Source organism: Paenibacillus dauci (assembly GCF_000971985.1).
GTDB classification, from domain to species: domain Bacteria; phylum Bacillota; class Bacilli; order Paenibacillales; family Paenibacillaceae; genus Saccharibacillus; species Saccharibacillus dauci.
The window spans coordinates 61,123-85,597 of record NZ_KQ040800.1 but is presented as its reverse complement, the minus strand read 5'-3'; the positions used below and the strand labels follow the sequence as shown (position 1 = coordinate 85,597).

The following is a 24,475-nucleotide window of genomic DNA, read 5'->3' as shown; positions in this document are numbered from 1 at the left end:
TCATATTGTTCATTTTGAAAAGAGGTTTGTTCATTTTAATCTTATTTTATTTCGGTGGTTGTTCATATATTCTACATATTGCTGTGATACGATAGATAAACTATCGGCTGTAACCGATACAGTTAGAGAATCCTGTTCTTACAGATAATCTGTTATTCACAATCTGCTCTACTCCACTACAACCAAAGGAGCGTTAACCATGGTACGTATTCTGATCGCTGATGATGATGCATCCATACTGGAATTGATTCATATGTATTTGACCCGTGAGGGATATAGTGTGCACCGGGCACGGGATGGCCGGGAAGCTTTTGATATGCTGAGTGATGGCAAATGGGACCTGATCATTCTGGATGTAATGATGCCGCATATGGATGGCTGGGAACTGTGCATGGATATCCGCCGTTATTACGGAGATGTACCGATCCTGCTCGTAACCGCCAAGGGAGAAGCCGAAGACAAAATCAAAGGCTTCCGGCTCGGCACCGATGATTATCTTGCCAAGCCATTTGTACCGGAAGAGCTGGTTATGCGGGTCAAAGCACTGCTGCGGCGTTACCGTATTTTCGCCGGCGAATCGCTGACGATTGGCAATGTCAGACTCGATGCTTCCACCAAGGAAGCCGATGTGGGTGGAACCCTGCAGTCCATGCCTGCCAAGGAATTCGAACTGATCTATACACTCGCCGGATTCCCTGGACAGATTTTTACCAGAGATCAGTTGATTGAGAAGATCTGGGGTCATGACTATGACGGAGATGAGCGTACCGTTGATGTGCATATTAAGCGGCTGCGCGACCGGTTCTCCGAGGAGAATGGATTTGTGATCCAGACGATTCGGGGGATTGGCTACCGGATCGAGGTGAAAACGGATTGAAAAATATCTATAGCCAGCTGGTGCTGACTTTTATCCTCGTTATCGTCGCTAGCTTCGTGGTAACGCTACTGCTATCTGACTGGGTATTCCAGCGCCAGCAGGTGAACTTTGTGGAAGACCGGATTCTCACGGATGCACGGGCCATGGCAGATATTCAGTCTTCCCTGCCAGAATCGATGATCCAGAAGTATCTGGACAGTCAGGGCGGTCAACTGCAGATCGTTGTCGTTGGGGAAAATGGTGCGGAATACCGCTCTACCGGCGATGGTCCGGGCGGTCCTCCCGGATTATCTTCTTCTCCTTCATCTACGGATGACAGCAGTACTCTGCCTTCCCTTACTGCGCAACAGTCGGACAAGTCCGAAAGTTCTTCTTCACCAGCAGCTACCGAAAATGGCAGTCAGCCATCTACTGACCGTTCTTCTTCGGCTGCTCCGGCATCGGGCAATAAAGGCAATGGCAATCCACCTCCGGGTACCGACCCGGCAGGACAGTGGGTGATTCCCGAGCAGGTGCAGCAGCTGGTGCTGAAGGGTCAGACGTATCATCCGGCTAACTCGCAGGATAACAAGGCTCCTGGTGTACCTAGCCTGAATTTCTTTTTGAATACCAAATCGTCTGCAGATAAAACACCTCGATATGTAGGTGTACCGTTCGAACGAAATGGCGAGCATTATGCCCTTTTTGTTCGTCCTTCTCCCGGTCATTTTGTGAACCAGTTCAATAACTGGATGATTCTGGTGCTGTCGGTCATGCTGGTTACAGGAGTGATGTTGTTCCTGTTCGCTGCCCGGCTGATTGCCCGTCCGATCAACAAGCTGTCCGAGGCAACACGTCTTGTCGCCAAAGGGGATTACAGCGTACGCGTGAATCTCAATCGCAGGGATGAGATTGGAGAACTGGGCAATAACTTTAACCAGATGACCAGCCAGTTATCCAAGATCGAAGCGATGCGTCAGGAATTCGTCTCGAATGTATCACATGAGATTCAGACACCTCTTACCTCGATTCGTGGATTCGCAGGTGCTCTGCGGGACAGTGCTACCGAGGAGCAAGTCCGGCATCTGCAGATTATCGAGCAGGAGAGCGAGCGTCTCTCCAAGCTAAGCAGCAATCTGCTCAAACTCGCCTCTCTGGATGTCGTCAAGCTGAATACCAGCCAGTTCCGGCTGGATGAGCAGATACGGATGTCTGTTGTATCCTGTGTTCCAATGTGGATGGCCAAAGAGATCGATCTCTCTGCCGATCTGGACAAAATCCAGTTTACCGGTGATGAAGATCTGCTCAGTCAGGTATGGATGAATCTGCTGTCCAATGCGATCAAGTTCACTCCGGATCATGGAAATATCTACATTACTCTCACCCAGGATGAGCAATGGATTCAGGTGTCGGTGCAGGATACCGGCTGCGGGATCACCGAGGAGCACCGGCAGCATATTTTTGAACGCTTCTACAAAGCGGATACATCCCGTAACTCGGCTACAGGCGGTAATGGACTCGGCTTGTCGATCGTCCACAAAATCGTTGGTCTGCATGGCGGACATATTGAGGTGGATAGCGCACCGGAGCAAGGTACAATCATGAGAGTGTATTTGCCAAGAGATAGGGAAGCAGACGTCTAAATCGTCCGTTCCTCTGCTTGTATTAGATCCGTGCAGTCAACCTGCTATATCAGAGACTGGGTCAGTCATCATGGAGCAGACTCGCCCTGTATTTTCGGTAAAATACACTTGATGAATCCATGTAAAATATTTAGCCATATAATCGGCAAACCCTGCAGTATCATAGGGTTTGCCGATTTTTTTATGTTCCTTTACAGGAATATTCAGCGGTCTTTAAGGGAACGTTCATTTATTGTTCATATTGCATTGTTATATTTTTTACATAAACTACTGGTCTTGTTGATCACTCTCCTGTCATTGCAAAATGGATGCTTACCCTACTACGGCATAGCATTATCCAGCACTACTACAGACAAAAGAAAAGCAGCCGGGATCAACAGAGCAACTGACGGAATAGACGCTTGGGATTATACAACATGATAAATAGAGCTTGGGATTGATAAGGAGGAAATAAATATGCGATACTCGATTGTCGTTCCGGTGTATAACGAGGAAGCTGTCGTATTTGAATGCTATCGCCGTCTGACCGATGTGATGAGACAGACGCGGGAAAGTTATGAACTTATTTTTATTAATGATGGAAGCCAGGATCAGACATCGTCGATGGTCAGCCAGCTGTGCAGCAGCGATCCTGCAGTGAAGCTGATTGACTTCTCCCGTAACTTTGGTCATCAGATTGCGATTACGGCAGGGATGGATCATGCACAAGGTGATGCTATTGTTGTCATTGATGCCGATCTGCAGGACCCGCCCGAACTGATTTTGGAAATGATCGGGAAATGGAAAGAAGGCTACGATGTCGTCTATGCTACACGCGCTGAGCGCAAAGGCGAGACTGGATTCAAAAAATGGTCGGCAGCCGCTTTTTACCGGACACTCAACAAATTGAGCGATATTGATATTCCGCTTGATACCGGTGACTTCCGGCTGATCGATCGTAAAGTATGCGAAGCGATGAAGAGCCTCAAGGAAACGAACCGCTTTGTACGCGGTCTGGTGAGCTGGGTGGGATTCCGCCAGACATCTATCTCCTATGTACGGGAAGAACGTTTCGCCGGCGAAACCAAATATCCACTCAAGAAAATGCTCAAATTCGCTTCCGATGCACTGGTGGCCTTTTCCCTGAAACCGCTGCGGCTGGCCAGTATACTCGGCAGTGTCATCTCTGTATTCAGCTTTATCTATCTGCTATTCGTCGTCGGTCAGAAGTTGCTGCATTTCTCTACTACGCCTGGCTGGGCATCCGTAATCGCCTGCATTCTGTTCCTGAATGGCATTATGCTGATTATTCTCGGAGTGCTGGGCGAATATATCGGCCGTATCTATGACGAGGTCAAGCAGCGGCCACTATATCTCGTACAGGAGACCAAGAACTTCAGTCAGGAGCAGCAGCGTCCTGTCAGCGAACAACGTCCCATGATCCAGGAACAACGTTATGTTGGTTTCTAAGCTGTTTACGAATCAAGCCGTGCGTTTTGCTGCAGTAGGCGTCTCCAATACGGCGATTGATTTTATCGTCTTTATGCTGCTTCATCATCTGATCGGTGTGGCTCCGGCACAAGTGATTAGCTATGCGGCCGGTACAGCCAACAGCTATTTCTGGAATCGGCGCTGGACTTTTGAACGAGGTAAAGGATGGAATATGGGCGAACTGCTGCGCTTCCTGCTCGTCAATGGTATTGTCGCAGCTATTACGACAATTGCCATCAGTCTGATTTCAGCTACTATTCCAGTCTGGATCGCCAAAATGGTCGTCACCGTGCTTGGACTTGTTATTAATTTTGGCTTTAGCAAATTGTGGGTATTTCGTTAGGCACCACGCGGACAGCGGCAGATCTTCTACGCTGTCCCTTTTTATACATGGATTACGAGGATTACAACCAAGGAGGCATTTATTATGAAAGTACGCAAAGCGATTATTCCTGCAGCCGGTCTCGGTACACGACTGCTGCCTGCTACCAAGGCACAACCCAAAGAGATGCTTCCCATCGTCGACAAACCGGCTATTCAGTACATTATCGAAGAAGCTGTCGCCAGCGGCATTGAATCTATATTAATCGTCACCGGACGCGGCAAGCGCTCGATTGAAGACCACTTTGACCATTCGATTGAATTAGAGCTGGATCTGGCTTCCAAAGGCAAAACGGCTCTGCTGGAGCAGGTCAACCGTATTTCCGAAATGGCAGATATCCATTACATCCGTCAGAAAAAACCGCTTGGACTGGGTCATGCGATTCTGTGTGCACGCCAGTTTGTCGGTAATGAGCCTTTTGCTGTACTACTGGGCGATGATTTGATTGTACATGAAGAGCCGGGACTCCAGCAGCTGCTTAAACAGAATGTGTACCCTTCGACGGCTATCGTCGGCGTGCAGCATGTACCGTATGAGCATACCCATAAATACGGTATTGTTGCTCCAGCTGCTGTATCCAGTACACCGTATTCAATTATCCCGGTCAGCGATATTGTGGAGAAGCCGAATGTAGAAGATGCTCCCTCTGATCTGGCGGTTATCGGCCGTTATGTACTGCCACCTGAGATTTTTGATATTTTGGAAAATACTGCACCGGGCAAAGGTGGCGAAATCCAGCTGACTGATGCAATCTCCCGTCTGCCCCACCTCGCCGCACTGGAGATTCAAGGTAGCCGCTATGATATTGGCGATCCACTGGGCTATGTCAAAGCGACACTGGAATTCGCCCTGAATCGCCCCGAACTGCGTGATGAGATCGAGAAGTATTTACAAGATAAGTATCAACCTGCTTATATGAACAGCGTTCTGTCCTGAACAAGCTCGATCACAATGTACCAGGCTTATCCTTCTTATAGCTTATTAAGCCGAGATGGGGTCAACTGCTCTTAACTTGTTGGAAAATGATTTAGTCTTATAGAGTACACTTCGGATTCCAGACCATCCAGACACAACAAAAAAGCTCTTCTGCAGTATCAGCCTCCCTTCTCTCGAAAGGGAAAGCCAACTTGCAGAAGAGCTTTTATTGTATTTCTATACCTGTTCCATAACCGCTTAAGCTATCAAACAGGATCACTCGAATTAGTAACCTACGCCGTTGTAAGTCATGATCCAGATCGAACCGGATACGACTACCAGTACGATAGCCAGACCGAAGATCAGAGCCATAACGTTCCAGCGCGGTTGGTTACCCTGACGCTCGCGTACGTGCATGAAGAAGAACAGCTGTACGACGAACTGCAGAATCGCTGTAATCATAATGACAAAGATCGTAGGAATCGGATCCATCATATGATTCATAACGACAACCAGTGGAATAATGGTCAGTATAATCGACAGGATGAAGCCGATGATATAAGACTTCAGTGAGCCATGCGCATGAGCTTCGTCATGTCCGTGTGAATGGTTGGAATGATTCGCCATGTTACATCACCCCCATCAGATATACGACCGACAGCAGGAAGATCCATACTGCGTCCAAAAAGTGCCAGTACAAGCTGATTACGTTGATTTTGCCGCGTGTTACATCGTTAATACCACGACGGGACAGTTGGATAATCAACAGCAGCATCCAGCCAAGACCCATAGAAACGTGAAGTCCGTGCGTTCCTACCAGTGTAAAGAAGGAGCTCAGGAATGCACTTCCGGAGAAGCCATGACCTTCATGGATCAGTTTGGCAAACTCATCTACTTCGAGGTAGATAAAGGCAGCACCCAGAATCCATGTTACAACGAGCCAACCGATCAATTGTTTTACTTTACCTTTGTTCATTGCCAGAACAGCCAGACCACTTGTGAAACTACTCGTCAAGAGGATGAATGTCTCAGCGATAACGCCAGGCATTTCGAAAATATCAGCACCGCTCGGTCCGCCTGCCGTGTTGTGGTGAAGCACCACATACGTAGCAAACAGCGTACCGAACAGAATAACGTCTGTGATCAGGAAGATCCAGAAGCCAAGCATTTTTAGCTCTTGCGGATCATGATGTCCATGATCGTGATGACCATGATCATTCTGTGATACGGCTTGTGCCATTAAAGTGTCCCCCTTAATGAAGCCTCAGTCTTTTCTACTTCTTCAGCAGGGATGTAGAAGCCTTCATCATCGTTCATGGAACGCGCAACCAGACATGCCAGGACGCCTGCAAGACCCAGGACTGCCATCCATACCCAGTGGAACGTAAATCCGAAACCAGCGATGAAGAAGAAAGTAGAAAATACAATCGGTATACCCGAGTTACTAGGCATGTGAATTGGTTCGTATTTCGGCTTCGCATCTTTCTTCGGAAGCTTGCCGGCAGCACGACGCTGCTTCTCAACCCACAGCGGATCTCTGCTGTCCACTACAGGTGTAATTGCAAAGTTATACTCTGGCGCCGGGGAAGGAATTGTCCATTCCAGCGTATGAGCATCCCAGATATCGCCTGTTGTATCTTTTTCGCGATACTTGAAGCTGTAGGCAATCTGGATTGCCTGGAAGATAAATGCGATACCCATCAGGTATGCACCGACTGTAGATACCACGTTCAGTGGTCCCCAGCCTGTATCCCAGTCAAACGTACTTACACGACGAGTCATACCCATCAGACCGAGCAGGTATTGAGGCATGAAACATACGTAGAAACCGATGTTCCAGAACCAGAAGGACCATCTGCCCAGCGTCTCGTTCAGCTTGAAGCCGAACATTTTTGGCCACCAGTAGTACATACCAGCGAAGTAACCAAATACGACACCACCGATCAGAACCTGGTGGAAGTGAGCAATCAGGAAGTAACTGTTGTGATACTGGAAGTCAGCAGGCGCAACCGCCAGCAGAACCCCTGTCATACCACCGACGATAAAGGCCGGGATAAAGGCAACGGTCCACAGCATCGGCAGATCGAAGCGAATTCGTCCGCGATACATCGTAAACAGCCAGTTAAAGATTTTAACCCCTGTCGGAATCGCAATCAGCATCGTCGAAATCGCAAAGAATGCGTTGACGTCTGCACCGGAACCCATTGTGAAGAAATGGTGAGCCCAGGTGAAGAAGGATACGAAGGCGATGATCATCATGGCGAATACCATGGATGTGTAACCAAACAGTTTTTTACGGGAGAATACGCTGACGACTTCGGAGAAAATACCGAACGCCGGCAGAATAACAATGTATACTTCAGGGTGACCCCACATCCAGATCAAGTTGATATACATCATCGGGTTACCGCCGCCATCGAGCGTGAAGAAGTGCCCTCCAGCAAAACGGTCAAGGAACAGCAGTGCCAGTGTAACAGTCAAAATTGGGAATGCAAAAATAATGATTACACAAGTTGCAAATACCGACCATGTGAACATCGGCATTTTCATCATTGTCATGCCTGGTGCACGCATTTTGATGATGGTTACCAGGAAGTTGATACCTGTTGCCAGGGAACCGATACCGGAGATCTGAATACCCCAGATATAGAAGTTCTGTCCAGGACCTGGATTAAATTGAAGTTCCGAGAGCGGCGGATAACTCAGCCAGCCCGCATCCGGTGAACCACCGATTACGAACGACAGGTTAAACAGCATCGCACCCAGGAAGAACAGCCAGAAGCTGAGTGAGTTCAGATAAGGGAATGCGACGTCACGTGCACCAATCTGAAGAGGTACAACGACGTTGAACAAACCGAACATAAATGGCATCGCCATAAAGAGGATCATAACTACGCCATGCGTAGTAAATACCTGGTTATAGTGCTCGGGATGCAAAAACTCGAAATTCGGAATCGCCAGCTGTGTCCGCATCATAAGAGCATCGACACCGCCACGGAACATCATGATGATCGCAGCAAGGATGTACATGATACCGATTTTTTTGTGATCGACGGTAGTCAACCAGTTACGCCATAACCATTTCCATTTCTTGAAATAGGTTAGTCCCGCAAAGATCGCGATCGTTACCAATGCGATGGATACGTCTGCACCGTAAATCAGCGGGTCACCGGTGACAAAAAATTCTGATGCAAACTGTTTAATATTCTCGAGCATCGGGGAGCTCCTTTCACTGTCTTTATGCGCTCCGCTTACCGGTACACTGCTTCACGATCAGCAGCCTATCTGCAAGCGGAACCTGATCAAACCTAGTTGTTTGAGCCTTCCTGAGTGTCTGTACCCAGTCCGTCATGCTCATTGTTGGATTTGGTGTCTGTACCCATATCGCTCTGCCCTTGTTCACTTTCCTTCTCATTGATTTCCGTCTGAGGAGTCGTGTGAGTCGCACGGTTGCTGGTATCAGCCAGACCGCCAGGCAGGTATTTGGTTACGAGTTGTTGGAACAAATTATCCGGGAACGAGGAGAAGCTTTGCTTTTCAGCAGTTCCTGGAATCGCCAGTGACTGGTAAGTTTCCATTGTCATTGGTTTGGACTCGGATTTGATTTTCTCTACCCATGCACGATAATCGGCATCGGATACAGCATTCACATCAAATCTCATATCGGCAAAGTGCTCACCGCTAAAGTTCGCTCCTGAACCAAAATAGGTTCCCGGATGATCAGCCTGCATGTACAGGGTCATCGCCATACCGGACATTGTGTAAATCTGACCGGCTAGCTGCGGTACCCAGAAGGAGTTCATCGGCGCATCGGCTGTCAGTTCAAAACGGATTGGTGTATCTTCCGGAATTGTCACGGAGTTCACAGTGGCAATATTTTCTTCCGGGTTAAAGAACACCCATTTCCAATCCAGTGATACAACCTGAATTGTGACTGGTTTCTTCTCGGACTTGAGAGCCACAGAAGGTTCCAGGGCATACGTGTAACGAACAGTTACGACAGCCAGTATAAAGATAACAACGATCGGAATGCCCCACCAGATGGTTTCAAGCAAATTGTTGTGGCTGAAATCCGGATCGTACTTGGCCTTTCTGCCTGGCTTGTCACGATACCTCCATACAATAATAAAAGCAATTATTGTCGTCGGCACGATAACGATTGCCGTCAGAATCGTAGAAATGACGATTAAGTCCCGCTGTCCTTCTGCAATAGGTCCTTTCGGGTTAAGAACGAAATAGTTGCCTGTACCGGCAAACAACGCCCAAACCGTCAGGGCCAGTGACAGAACGGTCACAATCAGAACAACCCATTTCATAAGGCGCGAACCTGGTTTTTTGCTCATCTTGATCCCCTTTCTCACATAACGCTTATGACGTTCATAATATTGAAACCACACATTCCTATGTTAACACTAAGTCTGCTTTTTGCGTATCCATAGGACGTGTAAATTTCGTTTTTTTTTAGCTTGTTAACAAATCTGTCAATTTATTAGCAAGCGGAAGTGAATGTTTTCACATTATTTAAAGATTAACATATATTTACTCCGTAAAAAAGCCCCTTCAAGAACAAATTCTCAAAGGAGCTACTATTTAATTGTAAGCAGGACAATCAGTCTTCTTTGATTCCGTCCTTGCCTTCATCACTTCGCGCCTGCATGGAACCGAAGGATTTACCAATAAAGTAAATAAACGTTGCTGCCACCAGACAGCCAATTCCGCCCATCAATCCCATATTGTTGTCATTGAACGGTTGAAGATTGAAAATAATCAAAAAGACACCTACTGCGCAGATCACCCATGATACGATGGTTAGCGCTCTGCTCATAGCATACGTATTATGTCTTGGTGAATGATTGCGGGGCGAATTGGAATGCCCTTTGCTCTTGGTAGCCATATCTTCCACTCCCCTTTCATAATTGTAATTCTGGTCCGTCTACCGGTTGGTTTGTTCATAGTAGCGTTTGTATGACGTTAGTATGATATAGAGCTTATTACCACAAAAGCAGGGGTTTGATTCGCTTTAGCTGCTTTTCCCTTAAAATATTTGGTAACTTGGTATTAAATGAACGCAAAAAGCCGGTATTTCGCAGACAGGCCTGTGCCTATAGCTGCGAAATACCGGCTTTTTCAAAAAACAATCAGGAGATAGAAAGACATCTACATCATCAGCGTGTCTCCATCCAATTGTTGCGAACTACATTCTGGTACCAATAGTAGCTTTCTTTGGGTGTACGCTCGAGAGTACGGAAATCGACATGAATCAATCCAAAGCGCATTCGGTATCCTTCTGCCCATTCAAAGTTATCCATCAGCGACCAGGCCATATACCCTTTGAGCTGAATACCATCATTGATCACCCGGTGCACCTGCGCGATATGTTGCTGCAAATACTGGATACGCAGCGTATCATTAACAACTCCGTCTACCGGGCCGTCATTCACACAGGCACCGTTCTCGGTAATATAAATATCGACATTGCCGTATTTTTGTAGATAATGCAGTACATCATACAGCCCGGTAGCATCAATCGGCCAGCCAATATCGGTTTTGGTCAATCCCATATCTACCTCTTCGCTCTGCAGGTAGCCGGCTTCCGGATGATAACGGTTCACCGATGGATGGTAGTAGTTAATACCGAGCAGGTCAATCGGCTGGGCAATAATCTCCATATCTCCGTCTTGTACCGGTGGCTGGGCACCTGCCTGCACGAACCATTCATACAATGAATCCGGGTAACTGCCTTTGTAGATCGGATCAAGGAACCAGTCGGCATAGACTTCGATATTGCGGTCGCAGGCTGCACGATCTTCCGGACTCTTGCTGTAAGGCACTGCCCATGCCACATTCGGCGCAATACCAATCTGTCCTTCAAGCTGCAGATCCCGGAACAATTTTACCGAGTGGCCATGAGCGACCAGCAGATGGTGACCCACATTCAGCGCGATCTGCAGATCCTGGTTGCCCGGTGCATGCTTGCCCTCCAGATTGGACAGGAATGCGATACACCATGGCTCATTAAAGGTAAGCCAGAATTTGATTTTGCCGGAGAACTCGCGGAACATTACTTCTGCATATTTGACAAAAGCATCGATAGTACGGCGATTCTCCCAGCCGCCATCATCCTGTAGCGTCTGCGGCAGATCCCAGTGATACAGCGTACAGAAAGGAACGATACCCGCATCCAGCAGACAATCGACGAACCGGTGATAGAAATCAATCCCTTCCTGATTGACCTCGCCGTCTCCATCCGGAATAATGCGTGACCAGGCTACCGAGAAACGGTACGTCTGAATACCAAGCTCTTTCATGAGCAGAATATCTTCCTCGTAGCGGTGATAGCTGTCACAGGCAATATTGCCGTTATGTCCGTCAAATACTTTGCCCGGCGTATGTGCAAAGGTATCCCAGATCGACAGACCGCGTCCGCCTTCCTGATAAGCACCTTCGATTTGATAGGCTGCGGTAGCTGTACCCCACATAAAGTCTTTGGGAAATTGGAAAATAGTCATGTTTTGTGCCTCCTGTATGGTGGTTGGATGGAAAGTCGCTTCATTCATCTGTTTGGCTATGCTGTGAAGATATTTGTTCGTATGCGTTTACATTCGCTTACATTATAGTGTAGGGATGAATCTTCTAAAAGGATGTAACTTATGTTTCATGGTACGAAAATTCAAGGACTTTACTGGATGCAATGTCTGGCTGCTATAGGCATCATCCACTTCGGAAAGGAATAAGAGTACGCCCTCCGGTTAAGCCTGGAGATCTTTTACTTGGAAAAGGGAACGAAGATCTCCAGGCTTAAATGTCGGTTGTTGCTCTTATTTCCTTTCCTGCGTTCTGTGCTTGGAGCTTGGTGGGCTTTTTGCATCCTTGTTGCAAGGTCTTTAGTGGTTTTGTAATCGCTTTGTTGATGTACAGGTTTATGAATCTGTAAGTTAGTGGTTTTGCAGGTTTGTACATTTAATAAGGTTATGGGATAACGGATGTTATTACTGTGCTGATAGGCATTGCCGTCTTATAATATTTGTACCTTCAGTGTATAGCGTTGCCCTGCTTTCATGGGCAGTTCCAGTCGGTGTTCATCGGAATGCTTGTCTTCCGTCAGTTTTGCTGAAGTTGTTTGGGTTTGAATTGGAAATACGGCTTTCTCCTTTAGAGTAGCTGAGACAGGGCTATGCTCTGGCAGCATTAATGCCGTTGGAGAGAGTATGCTGCATATCGTATCGTTATCCGATACGATAGTGACGGATACCAGTTCACCTTCCTGCCAGTTCAGATCGACGGTGTATCCGCCCCTTGCACGCAGACCGGTTACTTTGCCGTCGGACCAGGCTTTTGGCAGGGCGGGCAGCAGGTGCAGCTCATTCAGGTGACTCTGCAGCAACATCTCGGCGATACCGGCGGTTCCACCAAAGTTGCCATCGATCTGGAAAGGTGGATGGGCATCGAACAGATTCGGATAGGTGGAGCGTGCCAGAAGAGTATGCACAAAGTGGTAAGCCTGCTCCCCGTCGAGCAACCGGGCATACAGATTGATCAGCCAGGCGCAGCTCCAGCCGGTATGACCGCCTCCATGAGCAATTCGCCGTTCCAGCGAAATACGTGCGGCTTCTACCAGTTCCGGGGCCTCGTAGCGGTTGATTTCCTGTCCCGGATACAATCCGTACAGATGGGATACATGCCGATGACCCGGTTCATTTTCTTCATAATCTTCATACCATTCCTGCAGCTGTCCGTGCTGTCCGATATGGAAAGGATACAATCGATTCGCCGCTTCCTGCAGCTGCCCAGCCAGCTCCTCGTCGATCCCCAGCAGCGCGGAAGCTTCGATACAATGCGTGAACAGTTCACGAATCAGCGTCATATCCATCGTAGAGGCTGCGGATGTGCTGCATGGCTGACCGGAAGAGGTTTTGAATTTATTTTCCGGTGAAGTGGACGGTACGGTGATAAGATAACCCTGTCTGTCCTCTACCAGCCAGTCCAGCGCAAATCGGGCTGCTTCCCGCATCACCGGATAGCCGGTCTGACGGAGAAAGTCCATGTCTCCGGAAAAGGCATAATGTTCCCACAGATGCGCACACAGCCATACGCCACCCATTGGCCAGAACGCCCAGCTGGCGTCACCGCCTGTCGGAAGTGCCGATCTCCACAGGTCGGTATTATGATGTGCTGTCCAGCCTCTGGCTCCATAGCGCTGCTCTGCCACGTGGCGCCCGGTATGACTCAGCTCCTCAATCAGATCGAACATCGGCTGATGACATTCACCCAGACCACACACTTCAGCAGGCCAGTAATTCATCTGTACATTAATATTGGTCGTATAGTCACTATTCCAGGGCGGCTGTACATGCGGGTTCCAGATTCCTTGCAGATTGGCAGCCTGATCTCCCGGACGCGAACAGGCAATGAGCAGATAACGTCCATAATGGAAATACAGAGCTTCCAGTTGAGGGTCTGTATTTCCCTGACGATACTGCTCCAGCCGTTCATCTGTAGGCAGCTGGGTAGTCTGACGTGGTGCTTCTGTATCGGCTCCCTTCTGTTCCGGCAGAGACGAGTACAATTCCAGCTCCACCCGGTCAAACAATTGCTGATGATCCTGCTGATGAGCGGCTGTCAGTTCTGCCCAGCTGTATACCGCCGCTTCCTGCAGACGCTCGGTACATTCTTCATCCAAATGACGTCCCACACTTCCCGGCACCCGATCATATCCGTCAAAATCAGTCACTGCCGCCAGCAGAACAATAAGCTCTGTCGTATCTTCTACATAGAGCCGCCCGTCGCGACTCTCGATACGCCCACCCCAATGCTGTACACGGGCATGAACCTGAAAATGAATACCATGTTCTTCCTCCACCCGATACGGATACGACTTGTGTCCATCCCGATGATGTTTTAAATCGGGATCATCCCGATGATGTTTTAGATCGGGATCATCCCGATAATGTTCTAGATCGGGATCATTCCGACCACGATCCAGTTCAAGATTGTCCACCTTATACTCTACATCAGGCTCTACTGCATACCTTTCCATATCCGGATACACATATCCATGCATTTGCAATTCCTGCTGCTCGATGTGGAGCTGATGCGGCTGGATACTATTCAGCCTTACTGCTGCACTGAACGGTGTACCATCCGTGCTGCTGAGCCGGTAGGCCATAACCTGGTGCGGGCGGCTGACTATCACTTCGCGCTGCATCGATTGACCATTCGTTGTCCAGTATGTACGCGCTATCGCTTCCCTGATATCCAGTTCACGATAATAATCGGACAGCTCGCCTTCCGGGCTGATGTATTCAATCTCCAGATCACCCAGCGGCTGATAGGCTTCTACGTCCTTGCCCAGCATCCGGCTGTTGATCATTTCCTGCGCTTCATCCAGCTGACCGTCCAGAAGCAACTTCCGCACAGCAGCCAGCTCTCCGGGATCACTGACAGGCACACTCTGCTGCGGTCTGCCTGACCACAATGTATCCTCATTAAGCTGAATACGGTCTTTGGCAGCTCCGCCGAATACCATGCCTCCCAGTCGTCCATTGCCTATAGAAAGCGCCTCTTCCCATACACTTGCCGGGCGGTTATACCATAGCGACCATGGCGAGTGTTGTCTCGATGTTTTCATACCAGCACACCTTTCCGTAAATTTATTTCTACATTATAAAAGGGGGCCCCTCTGCAGGAGCCCCCTTTGTGTATCGGCTGGCAGCTTGACTTACTTGGCAGCTACCGGCTGGCTCCACAACTCGACTGTATCTTTGATCATCTGGCTGTATTGTGCTTCCATCTGCTTCATATCATCGGTACTCAGCTCGGCGATCATCTGATCATAGATGCTGTCGAACTGATCCGGGCTGGCCAGAATGGCTTCCGGAATACGTTTACGTACAATATCCTGTGACTTCTGGAAAGCTACCGTGTAGCTTGGATCACTTGGAGCAGGCAGATTGTATGCTGCGCCCCACTCCTTGACCGGGAATTCTTCCTTGGCCGGGAACAGGTCTTTCCAGGTGGTTGCCCCATAAGCTTTGAGTGCATCTTTTTCCGGCTGGGTGTAACCGGCTACGATCTGCTCCGGGAAGTTGGTGGTGTAGTAGTTGCCGCTTGGGTCTTTGACCCCGTCACCATAACGGACCGAGAAGTTGTACATGCCAATACCGGACTCTCTGGTAAAGTTGGTATTGTCATTCACCCGGCGATCCTGAATCTCCGCCGGCATCGAGCGTTTGCCATCCTTCATTTCATAATGCTTGCCTTCAACGCCCCAATTATTGAGCACTTGTGCTTCATCCGAAGCCATCCAGTCCAGGAATTTGATAATACGAATCGGATCTTTGGCCGAAGTCGTAATTCCGATTCCATAACCTACCGGAGGACCTGCATCCTGGAACGAATGATCTTTGGTCGATTCGGTCATCTGCAGCGGATAGTGACCGTACGTACGCTCTGCCATACCAGATGTTTTTAGAGAATTCTCCGCCTGCTGGTAATCCCATTCCTGATCGATCAGACCGAGTACACGTCCACTGGCGATTTTGGATAGATACTGATCATTTTTCTGGGTAAAGGTCTCGGGGTCAAGCAGTCCCTCATTATACATATGGTTCAACCAGCGGAAGTACTCCTTGTCTTCCGGCCGCTTGTAATGAAGACGCGCTTCATATGTTTTGGGATTAATATCGAATTCACCGTCAGGTGTACCGCCTGTAGCATTAACTGCCGGGTCGGTTACAGTGATCATAATTTTCCAGTCATCCGCATTCAGTGACAAAGGAATTGTTGGTTGACCATTAATAGTTGGGTGCTTTTCTTTGTACGCTTTAAGTACTTTCTCAAAATCGTTAACGGTTTTGATTTTGGGATAACCCATTTCTTTCATGACTTCGTTCTGGATTTCAAATCCGCCCCCGGCATCAAAAGAAGTCTGTCCGACTCCCGCATTGGTCGGAATCACGTAGATGGATGGATCTTCCTTGCTGTACTGCAGACGGGACAGATCATCGCCATATACTTTTTTGATGTTGGGACCGTATTTATCAATCAGATCCGTCAGATCAATCAGCGCCCCGGCATCGACCAATTTGGTAATCGAGCCTTTTGGGAAAATCATGTCCGGATATTCACCGGATGCGGTCATCAGGGAAATTTTCTGTGTGCCGCCGCCGCTGACATCATACTCCGCATTAACCGTCACATTGGTTGCTTTGGTAATCGCCTGTCCCACATCATCCTTCATATTGTTCCAGGTGGCATTGGGATCCGATCCAAAAAACGAAATCGTGATGGGCTGGGATACATCGGTGGTTTCCATCTGGGTTGGGTCACTGCTGTCACCACAGGCTGTTACTGCTGCCAATGAGAGGACAGCGAGTGGTACAAGCGTACGTTTAAGCCATTTGCCAGGCATCGTTATTTATTCCTCCTTTGTAGTAGGTGCGTTTCTTACCGCAGTATTTCATGGAAAAGGGACTCCAGCAACCGGAGTCCCCATTTTATTCAGTATACAGGAGCGATAGTACAATCAGCTCCAGTAATTCTTTTTACTCGTCGTACTTGTCGTACTTGTCGTATAGACCGATCTTCACTTCATAAGATACTTACTTTGCAGCTGGAGCTTCGCCCCATAGCTCGACTGTATCCTTGATCATCTGCGTATATTCCGCTTCCATCTTCTTCATATCATCCGTGCTGATTTCCGCAATCATCTGATCATAAATCTTATCAAATTGATCCGGACTCGCGAGGATGGCTTCCGGGATACGTTTACGGACGATATCCTGGGATTTCTGGAAGTTTACAGTGTAGTTCGGGTCATCAGGAGCCGGCAGATTGTACGCTGCCCCCCATGCTTTAACCGGGAACTCGTCTTTTTGCGGGAACAGATCTTTCCATGTTTTCGCACCATATGCTTTGAGCGTTTCTTTTTCCGGGTCGGTATATCCGGCTATAATCTGCTCAGGGAAGTTGGTAGTGTAATAGTTGCCACCCGGATCTTTGACACCATCACCGTAGCGTACGGAGAAGTTGTACATGCCGATACCGGATTCTTTGGTAAAGTTGGTGTTGTCATTGACTTTGCGCTCTTGTACAGCAGCAGGCACTACGCGTTTGCCGTCTTTGACTTCATACTGTTTGCCTTCCACGCCCCAGTTGTTCAGTACCTGAGCTTCGTCGGATGCCATCCAGTCCATAAATTTGATAATACGGATCGGGTCTTTGGCTGATGTAGTGATACCAATACCATATCCGACCGGTGCACCGATATCCTGGAACGAGCGGTCTTTGGTCTTCTCATCCAGCTGTACCGGATAATGACCATAGGTGCGCTCTGCCATGCCGGATGTTTTCAGGGAGTTCTCGGCCTGCTGATAATCCCATTCCTGGTCGATCAGACCCAGTACACGGCCGCTGGCGATTTTGGACATATACTGATCACTCTTTTGGGTAAATGTCTCTGGATCGAGCAGACCTTCATTATACATATGGTTCAACCAACGGAAGTATTCTTTCTCTTCCGGACGTTTGTAGTGCAGCTGTGCTTCGTAGGTTTCCGGATTGATATAGAATTCACCATCATCCGGTGCGCCTGTTGCATTAAACGCCGGGTTTGTAACCGTAATCATAATTTTCCAGTCATCTGCATTCAGCGACAATGGGATCGTCGGCTGACCATTAATGGTTGGATGCTTTTCTTTGTACTCTTTGAGAACGTTCTCAAAATCTTTGACAGTTTTGATTTTTGGATAGCCGAGTTCCTTCATGACTGCATTTTGTACTTCAAATCCGCCGCCCGCATCAAATGTAGTCTGGCCTACACCGGCATTGGTTGGAATGACATAGATAGAAGGATCTTCTTTGCTGTATTTCAGACGGGACAGATCGTCGCCATATACTTTTTTGATATTCGGACCGTATTTATCAATCAGATCCGTCAGATCGATCAGTGCACCGGCTTCTACCAGCTTGGTAATCGAGCCTTTCGGGAAAATCATGTCCGGATATTCACCGGATGCTGTCATCAGGGCGATTTTCTGTGTGCCGCCACCGCTGACATCGTACTCGGCATTGATCGTAACATTGGTTGCCTTAGTGATCGCCTGTCCTACATCATCTTTCATATTGTTCCAGGTTGGGCTGGCATCGGAACCAAAGAAAGAAATGGTGATCGGTGTAGACGGATCGGAAGTCTCCTGCTCGGTTGGATCCGAGCCGCCGCAGGCAGTCGCTGTAACAAGCGACATAACGACCAGTGGAGCCAGTGCATATCGGAATAATTTGCTAGGCATTCATATAGCCCCCTTTATGAAATGGATACTGCATGAAACAGATAATGCATCCTATGGACAATCCGGCTTGCCCCATCGTCCGGCGGCGCTAATTCCATTTGCTGATTAGCATCCGCCGGAAAGCTGTGGCATAAGCCTTGTATGCTGAGGCGGCAAGAGTCGCCTGATAGCCTATGTGTGGGTTGAGAGCGATTATGCTTTAACTGCACCCAGTGTCATACCGCTGACAAAATACTTTTGCAGGAATGGATATACGACCAGGATTGGCACGGTAACGACGATCGTAATCGCCATCCGGATCGATTCCGGAGAGATGCTTGCCATTTGTTTGGCCATATCGTTGGCATTGACTGCTCCGCTCTGCTGGGTACTCTGCTGCAGAACTTTCATCAGCTCATATTGCAGGGTAGTCCACTGCGGTGAACTCGCATTATACAGATACGTATCAAACCATGAATTCCACTGACCCACTGCGAGGAACAGTGCAATCGTAGCCAGTACGGGCTTACACAGCGGCAGGATCACCTTGAGATAAATGGTAAAGTCATTGGCACCGTCCAGCTTGGCCGATTCCTGCAGTGCATACGGCAGGCCATCGATAAAGGAACGGATAATGAATACGTTAAATGCGCTTACTACACCTGGCAGCACATATACCCAGAACGAGTTGATCATACCCAGGTCACGAATCAGCAGGAACGTAGGTACCAGACCCGCTGTTACATACATGGTCAGTGCGAGGAACGTCGAGATAAACTTACGAGCCTGGAAGTCTACCCGGCTCAGGGTAAAAGCCAGCATCGAGGCACTGATCAGACCGAAGATCGTACCAACGATCGTACGAAGAATCGAGATCTGCGCTCCCTGCAGCAGCCCCTGATACTGGAAGATTACCGAATAATTTTCCAGTGTAAAGGCACGGGGGATCAAGTGAATACCACCCCGGACTGTATCCGAGGATTCATTCAGTGAAATCGCGAGTACGTTCAGAAAAGGATACAGCGTGACGATCAGCACCAGTGCCATAATAATCGTATTGCATACATCGAATATTTTATCGCCCCGTGTGGCGTTAAAAGCTTTATTTGCAGCCATTGTTATTCTCTCCCTTCAGATTATGCATTGGACCTCAGCATGATAATATGTCTTTCCTACTATTCCAGCGTTACATGATACTTTCTTTGGTAGTCTTCTTAAAGATTCCGTTCGCTGTGAACAGCAGGATAATACTGATGACAGAGTTGAATATGCTGATCGCTGTACCATAGGAATAGCGGTTCATTTCCAGACCGTATTTCAGTGCGTACAGATCCAGTACCTGTGAATAATCCGTTACGAGGTTATTACCGAGCAGGAACTGCTTTTCAAAACCGATACTCACCAGATGACCGATCGACATAATTAACAGTACGATAATGGTAGTTCGCATCCCCGGCAGCGTGATATGCCACATCTGACGGAATCGACCCGCTCCATCCACGCGGGAAGCTTCGTACTGTTCCTGGTCAATACCCGTGATGGCAGCCAGATAAATAATCGTGCTCCAGCCCATTTCCTTCCATACATCGGAAGCGGTTACAATTCCCCAGAACCACTGCCCTTGAGCCATAAATTGAATCGGTTGGTCTATAATATGAAGGGAGACGAGCAGTTCGTTAATAATACCGCCGTCTGTCGAGAGCGCCTTGGTTACGATACCGGCTACAACGACCCAGGAGACAAAGTGAGGCAGATAGGAGACGGTCTGTACGGTTCTTTTGAACACCATGCCCCGAACTTCATTGAGCAAGATGGCAAATATAACCGGGAAAATAAATCCAAAGATCAGACCGAGGAAACTCATCGCCAGCGTATTGCGTAATGCCAGGTAAAACTGCTGATCCTGGAACAGGGTAATAAACTGATCGAACCCTACCCATTTCTGATCGAAAAACGAGCGGGCCGGCTTGTATTCCTGAAATGCCATCAGCCATCCCCATAGAGGCACGTAGCTGAATATGAACGCCCAGATTACAAAAGGCACCGACATGAGATACAAATAACGCTGCTGCTTGAATAATTTCCAGAATCCCCCGGTTTTACGGGAATTCAGACTGGCTGCCTGATCCCTTTTACGGGAAGAGGCCTGCTTGGTGGTTGATTCCATAACTCATCCGCCTTCCTATAATCGATCCTGATCGACCTTGATAACTTGATACCGCGTCTGTGTGGGATACATATCGATTATAAAAGAAAGCGCTTACTGTTAATACCTTACAAATTGCACATAAATTCATATAAAAATTAGTCATCGGAAATTCCATCCCCTTATTCACTAAAAATGAAGGTAATACGGAGGAAGGAATTCTCATTTATCCATTAAAAAAAGGCCTGTACTTTATACACCGACCTGATTAATTATACAAATCTATCCAATAAAAAAGCAGAAGCTTTATGCTCCTGCTTTAACCTTCTCCCATCTGTTCCCGATAAGCAGATGGCGATATCCCTGTATACTTTTTAAATTTACTGTGGAAATAATCTACATTGGCATAACCGACCTGGGCAGCCACTTTATGCACCTTCATACCTTGAGCCAGCATTTCCTTGGCGTTATCCAGCCGAACCTGATCGAGAAAATGATTGAATGATTCCCCGGTGTAGGTTTTGAACATTTTCCCCAGATAAGCACTGTTATAGTTGAAGATCTCTGCCAGCATCTCCAGCTTCAGATTATCGCTATAGTGGCGCCGGATAAAGTCGGTCATCTGCTTCATAACCGATTCATGACTGCCGCCATCCATGGATTCCAGCAGTTCGCCCGTATGCTGCAGCACCAATCGGATAATCTGGCTGGCTGTCGATAAGGCATACAGCTGGGGAATCAAAGATAGACACTGCTGTACAGCCGGACCCGAACCAGCGATGCTTCCTGGCAGGCGACTCAGCGCAAGCGATAGCACATGCGAGCAGAGACTCTTCGTATCCTGTTCGGACAACACTGCACTGCGGCAGGCAGCGATCAACTCCTCAAGCACACGCCCTACTGCCTCTATACTGCGTATATCGACAGCATAATACAGACGATCTGCCCATTCTCCGGCCAGCGGCGTTGTCCCTTCCCCGCCTGGTGCTGCGAGTGCGGGTTCCGGTTCGAGAATACCCGATTCCCCTGCCCAGAAGCGCTGCGCCATCAATGATTCGGCCTGTTCATAACTGTCATGAATCAGACTTTTGTCTTCTACAACTTCACCGGCAGCCAGATATACCTGACAGCCTTCCGGTTCAAGTGCAATCAATTGTTCACGCAGCTGCTGCAGACTCTGGATCGTCGCTTCACGTCCAGCCAGTATCCCAAGATAACTCCCCGCCCGGAAAATAACGGTTTTGGCATCTGCTGCCCACCCATCTGACAGCTGACGGAACGAACGTGCCAATCCTTCGGAAGGCTTGCCCGGTCCTTCCCGCAGCTCTACCAGAATAATCTGATACATATTCCAGTCCAACTGCAGTTTTGTTTCTGCTTTGAGCTGCTCTTTGCCGGAGCTGCTCAGCAGCATCTGTTCCACCACTTCATGAATCGGTACCGGCTCGGACCGATGTATACTCACCTTTCGCTCCTGCTCCAGTGTACGGTATACCCGGCGCAGCTCTTCTTCCATCTCCTGCTCATCTACCGGCTTCAGCAAATACCCATCTACTCCATAGCCGAGTGCTCTGCGTGCATATTCAAAATCCGCATATCCGCTCAAAATCAGTACATGAGCCTGACGCAGCTTGTCCTGACGCAGCTGTTCGATCACTTCCAGTCCACTCATACCAGGCATACGGATATCCATAATCATCAGATCGGGACGGATCCGTTCATACTTTTGCAGTGCTTCCCGGCCATTGGCCGCTGTCTCGGCGACCTCAAAGCCGATCGCATCCCAATCCACTATCGTTTTCAATCCTTCGCGTATTGCCGGTTCATCATCCACAATCATTACTTTAAACATAATGTACCTCCCCCTGCCAAGAATGGTATAACATCTGTCTGATGAATGGTGCGATGCTGCTGAATCGTTATCCTGCTGGAATTTTAAAGGAAATCTGTGTGCCGACATGTGGCGTACTGGAGATATGCAGACCATAGGCGCTTCCATAAGAAAGGGTCAGACGCTGATGTACATTACGCAGACCGATGCGTTCCCCTTCACCTTCACTATGCAGCGACTGCCGCACCTGCTCCAGCCTGCTCTCGCTCATTCCGGTTCCATTATCGATCACATCGACCATCACTTCATGATCGATCTGGAGGGTACGGATAATGATGAGCCCGCCGCCTTCCTTGCTCTCCATACCATGAATAATGGCATTCTCGACCAGCGGCTGGATAATAAGTGGAGGAATCGGTGTCCGGCATGTCTGGGGATCAAGCAGCAATTCGTAATTCAGCCGATCGCCAAAGCGGAACTTCTGAATCTCCAGATAAGAGCGAATCAGCTCCATCTCGCCTTCAATCGTTGTCTGCTTGTTGCCGATCTCCAGATTGTTGCGGATCAGCTTGCCGAGCAGCCGAACGATATAGGCGATCTCCTTTTCCCCATTCATGTAGGCTTTCATCCGGATCGACTCCAGCGCGTTGAACAGAAAGTGCGGATTGATCTGACTGGCCAGCATCTTGAAATTAATCTCCCGCTGGCTGATCTCCAGTCGAGTATTGCGCTCATTCGTCTCATACACCTGATCCATCAGCTGACGGATACTGGCGATCATATCATTGAACTTGCGGGAGAGCTGACCGATCTCGTCCATTCCGGAAATATGCGACATCGCACTCAGATCACCGGTACCGACCTTATTCATCTGACGGCTGAGTCCGGACAGACGCCGGGTAATCAGCAGCGAGATCAACTGCAGAAACAGCAGTCCACTGAGCAGAATCAGTAGCAGTACACCGGTTCCGATCAGTATGATCATATTGGAATCCCGTACAATTGTATTATTGGAGAACACGGATACAATCCTGAGTCCATTGGCACTGCTCTCCGGTATCAGTTCATCAACAACAATATTGGACTGCTGACCGTTAACTTCCCGCTCATAGGTGCCTTTGCCGGCAGGATCAATATCAATATCGATCACGGGATCATCCAGACGCTTGCCGATGAGCGTCGTATCCTTGGCTGCTACAATATTACCGTCTTGATCCAGAATCATCGTCTCAAATGGCTCTGCACTAATCAGTGAATTCAGATACGCTTGGCTCAATTCGATAACAAGAACTCCGCTTGTCGTATAATCACTGAATTTGATATCACGTACAAGGCTGAGCTTTTTGATCGGGCTGATCTGGTCATCACTGCGATAGAACCAGTTGATCTTGCGACTGTTGATGGCTGTTTGATACCATTCACTGCTGCGGGTATCCGAATTAATTTTCATAAATTCAAGGTTATTCTGGATCGTGTCGTTGCTGGTGTAAAAACGTATCGCTGATATTTCGGAGTACAGGCGCAGATATTCATCAAATTCCTGATAATTATGGTAAGCTTCTACCAGATCATACACCCGCTCATAGCGTGTATTGACGACCTGACTGAGCCGACTATCGAATAATAGTTCATTCGAGATATTAATGGGGATACGCAGCATAGTCGTCATTTGATTTTTGATGCGCTCTACATTATTCGTGGTCTGTTCGATTGCATTATTGAGCGCTTCCTGGCGCAGATAATCTACGACGAGCCCGCCAATGCATAGTACGGGCAGTACTACGACAAAAATATACGCAAAAATAAGCTTATTCTTGATCTTGATATTATTGATACGCTCAATGAGCAGCTGCAGCATCGTTCCACGCACTTTCTTCATATCTTCTCATCGCTCCGCCTGATCAATATAGATAATTACTGGCTGATTACTGTACGTCACTATTCCAAATTATTATATATACGGC

Annotated in this window: 18 protein-coding genes; 5 read left to right on the top strand and 13 right to left on the bottom strand. The window is 48.2% G+C overall.

Translation table 11 applies throughout. The annotated features are described in order from the left end of the window. Positions 1-199: 199 nt before the first annotated feature. From WH46_RS05785 to galU, 5 genes are all read left to right on the top strand, one after another. Positions 200-877, top strand: coding sequence for a response regulator transcription factor (locus WH46_RS05785; protein ID WP_046226061.1), 678 nt, complete (start codon positions 200-202; stop codon positions 875-877). Continuing rightward, positions 874-2,499, top strand: a complete 1,626-nt coding sequence (locus WH46_RS23285) for a sensor histidine kinase (RefSeq protein ID WP_052714132.1) — start codon at positions 874-876, stop codon at positions 2,497-2,499. Before WH46_RS05785 ends, WH46_RS23285 begins: the two co-directional genes overlap by 4 nt. Positions 2,500-2,955: 456 nt before the next feature. Continuing rightward, positions 2,956-3,948 (top strand): glycosyltransferase family 2 protein, encoded by a 993-nt coding sequence (locus WH46_RS05775; protein WP_046226060.1) that lies wholly within the window; start codon positions 2,956-2,958, stop codon positions 3,946-3,948. Then, the gene (locus WH46_RS05770; protein WP_017814270.1) at positions 3,935-4,312 is read left to right on the top strand and encodes a GtrA family protein; all 378 of its coding nucleotides are present in this window, start codon (positions 3,935-3,937) and stop codon (positions 4,310-4,312) included. The genes WH46_RS05775 and WH46_RS05770 overlap by 14 nt, the downstream gene beginning before the upstream one ends. Positions 4,313-4,396: 84 nt before the next feature. Then, positions 4,397-5,287 carry a UTP--glucose-1-phosphate uridylyltransferase GalU gene (gene galU / locus WH46_RS05765; protein WP_046226059.1) on the top strand — a complete coding sequence of 297 codons (891 nt, stop codon included), beginning with the start codon at positions 4,397-4,399 and terminating at the stop codon, positions 5,285-5,287. A gap of 264 nt (positions 5,288-5,551) precedes the next feature. Here galU and cyoD read toward each other — a convergent pair whose 3' ends face one another. The 13 genes from cyoD to WH46_RS05700 all read right to left on the bottom strand — a co-directional run bounded on the left by cyoD (position 5,552) and on the right by WH46_RS05700 (position 24,390). Then, on the bottom strand, positions 5,552-5,893 hold the full coding sequence (gene cyoD / locus WH46_RS05760; protein WP_017814268.1) for a cytochrome o ubiquinol oxidase subunit IV: 342 nt from the start codon (positions 5,891-5,893) through the stop codon (positions 5,552-5,554). Between the two features lies 1 nt (position 5,894). Then, positions 5,895-6,506, bottom strand: a complete 612-nt coding sequence (gene cyoC / locus WH46_RS05755) for a cytochrome o ubiquinol oxidase subunit III (RefSeq protein WP_017814267.1) — start codon at positions 6,504-6,506, stop codon at positions 5,895-5,897. Then, complete coding sequence (locus WH46_RS05750; RefSeq protein ID WP_017814266.1) at positions 6,506-8,482, bottom strand: cbb3-type cytochrome c oxidase subunit I; 1,977 nt, start codon at positions 8,480-8,482, stop codon at positions 6,506-6,508. Before WH46_RS05750 ends, cyoC begins: the two co-directional genes overlap by 1 nt. A gap of 92 nt (positions 8,483-8,574) precedes the next feature. Beyond that, positions 8,575-9,609: a cytochrome aa3 quinol oxidase subunit II gene (gene qoxA / locus WH46_RS05745; RefSeq protein ID WP_017814265.1), complete on the bottom strand. Its 1,035-nt coding sequence runs from the start codon at positions 9,607-9,609 to the stop codon at positions 8,575-8,577. A gap of 266 nt (positions 9,610-9,875) precedes the next feature. Next, positions 9,876-10,160: a hypothetical protein gene (locus tag WH46_RS05740; RefSeq protein ID WP_017814264.1), complete on the bottom strand. Its 285-nt coding sequence runs from the start codon at positions 10,158-10,160 to the stop codon at positions 9,876-9,878. Between the two features lie 271 nt (positions 10,161-10,431). Then, positions 10,432-11,775 (bottom strand): GH1 family beta-glucosidase, encoded by a 1,344-nt coding sequence (locus WH46_RS05735; RefSeq protein WP_046226058.1) that lies wholly within the window; start codon positions 11,773-11,775, stop codon positions 10,432-10,434. Between the two features lie 506 nt (positions 11,776-12,281). After that, on the bottom strand, positions 12,282-14,894 hold the full coding sequence (locus WH46_RS05730; protein ID WP_046226057.1) for a glycoside hydrolase family 95 protein: 2,613 nt from the start codon (positions 14,892-14,894) through the stop codon (positions 12,282-12,284). Between the two features lie 90 nt (positions 14,895-14,984). Beyond that, the gene (locus tag WH46_RS05725; protein WP_046226056.1) at positions 14,985-16,676 is read right to left on the bottom strand and encodes an ABC transporter substrate-binding protein; all 1,692 of its coding nucleotides are present in this window, start codon (positions 16,674-16,676) and stop codon (positions 14,985-14,987) included. Positions 16,677-16,866: 190 nt separating this feature from the next. After that, positions 16,867-18,555: an ABC transporter substrate-binding protein gene (locus WH46_RS05720; RefSeq protein ID WP_017814260.1), complete on the bottom strand. Its 1,689-nt coding sequence runs from the start codon at positions 18,553-18,555 to the stop codon at positions 16,867-16,869. A gap of 192 nt (positions 18,556-18,747) precedes the next feature. Next, positions 18,748-19,650, bottom strand: coding sequence for a carbohydrate ABC transporter permease (locus WH46_RS05715; RefSeq protein WP_017814259.1), 903 nt, complete (start codon positions 19,648-19,650; stop codon positions 18,748-18,750). A 70-nt stretch (positions 19,651-19,720) separates the two neighbouring features. Further along, positions 19,721-20,701: an ABC transporter permease gene (locus tag WH46_RS05710; protein WP_046226055.1), complete on the bottom strand. Its 981-nt coding sequence runs from the start codon at positions 20,699-20,701 to the stop codon at positions 19,721-19,723. Positions 20,702-20,999: 298 nt separating this feature from the next. Then, complete coding sequence (locus WH46_RS05705) at positions 21,000-22,532, bottom strand: response regulator transcription factor (protein WP_046226054.1); 1,533 nt, start codon at positions 22,530-22,532, stop codon at positions 21,000-21,002. Between the two features lie 67 nt (positions 22,533-22,599). After that, a complete protein-coding gene (locus tag WH46_RS05700) occupies positions 22,600-24,390 on the bottom strand; it encodes a cache domain-containing sensor histidine kinase (protein WP_082208321.1) in 1,791 nt (596 codons plus the stop codon). Positions 24,391-24,475 lie beyond the last annotated feature (85 nt).

Bases quoted from the DNA above. Each gene is read 5' to 3' on its own strand.
- WH46_RS05785 (WP_046226061.1), top strand. From the start codon at position 200: ATGGTACGTATTCTGATCGCTGATGATGATGCATCCATACTGGAATTG.
- WH46_RS05775 (WP_046226060.1), top strand. From the start codon at position 2,956: ATGCGATACTCGATTGTCGTTCCGGTGTATAACGAGGAAGCTGTCGTA.
- WH46_RS05770 (WP_017814270.1), top strand. From the start codon at position 3,935: ATGTTGGTTTCTAAGCTGTTTACGAATCAAGCCGTGCGTTTTGCTGCA.
- galU (WP_046226059.1), top strand. From the start codon at position 4,397: ATGAAAGTACGCAAAGCGATTATTCCTGCAGCCGGTCTCGGTACACGA.
- cyoD (WP_017814268.1), bottom strand. From the start codon at position 5,893: ATGGCGAATCATTCCAACCATTCACACGGACATGACGAAGCTCATGCG.
- cyoC (WP_017814267.1), bottom strand. From the start codon at position 6,506: ATGGCACAAGCCGTATCACAGAATGATCATGGTCATCACGATCATGGA.
- WH46_RS05750 (WP_017814266.1), bottom strand. From the start codon at position 8,482: ATGCTCGAGAATATTAAACAGTTTGCATCAGAATTTTTTGTCACCGGT.
- qoxA (WP_017814265.1), bottom strand. From the start codon at position 9,609: ATGAGCAAAAAACCAGGTTCGCGCCTTATGAAATGGGTTGTTCTGATT.
- WH46_RS05740 (WP_017814264.1), bottom strand. From the start codon at position 10,160: ATGGCTACCAAGAGCAAAGGGCATTCCAATTCGCCCCGCAATCATTCA.
- WH46_RS05735 (WP_046226058.1), bottom strand. From the start codon at position 11,775: ATGACTATTTTCCAATTTCCCAAAGACTTTATGTGGGGTACAGCTACC.
- WH46_RS05730 (WP_046226057.1), bottom strand. From the start codon at position 14,894: ATGAAAACATCGAGACAACACTCGCCATGGTCGCTATGGTATAACCGC.
- WH46_RS05725 (WP_046226056.1), bottom strand. From the start codon at position 16,676: ATGCCTGGCAAATGGCTTAAACGTACGCTTGTACCACTCGCTGTCCTC.
- WH46_RS05720 (WP_017814260.1), bottom strand. From the start codon at position 18,555: ATGCCTAGCAAATTATTCCGATATGCACTGGCTCCACTGGTCGTTATG.
- WH46_RS05715 (WP_017814259.1), bottom strand. From the start codon at position 19,650: ATGGCTGCAAATAAAGCTTTTAACGCCACACGGGGCGATAAAATATTC.
- WH46_RS05710 (WP_046226055.1), bottom strand. From the start codon at position 20,701: ATGGAATCAACCACCAAGCAGGCCTCTTCCCGTAAAAGGGATCAGGCA.
- WH46_RS05705 (WP_046226054.1), bottom strand. From the start codon at position 22,532: ATGTTTAAAGTAATGATTGTGGATGATGAACCGGCAATACGCGAAGGA.
- WH46_RS05700 (WP_082208321.1), bottom strand. From the start codon at position 24,390: ATGAAGAAAGTGCGTGGAACGATGCTGCAGCTGCTCATTGAGCGTATC.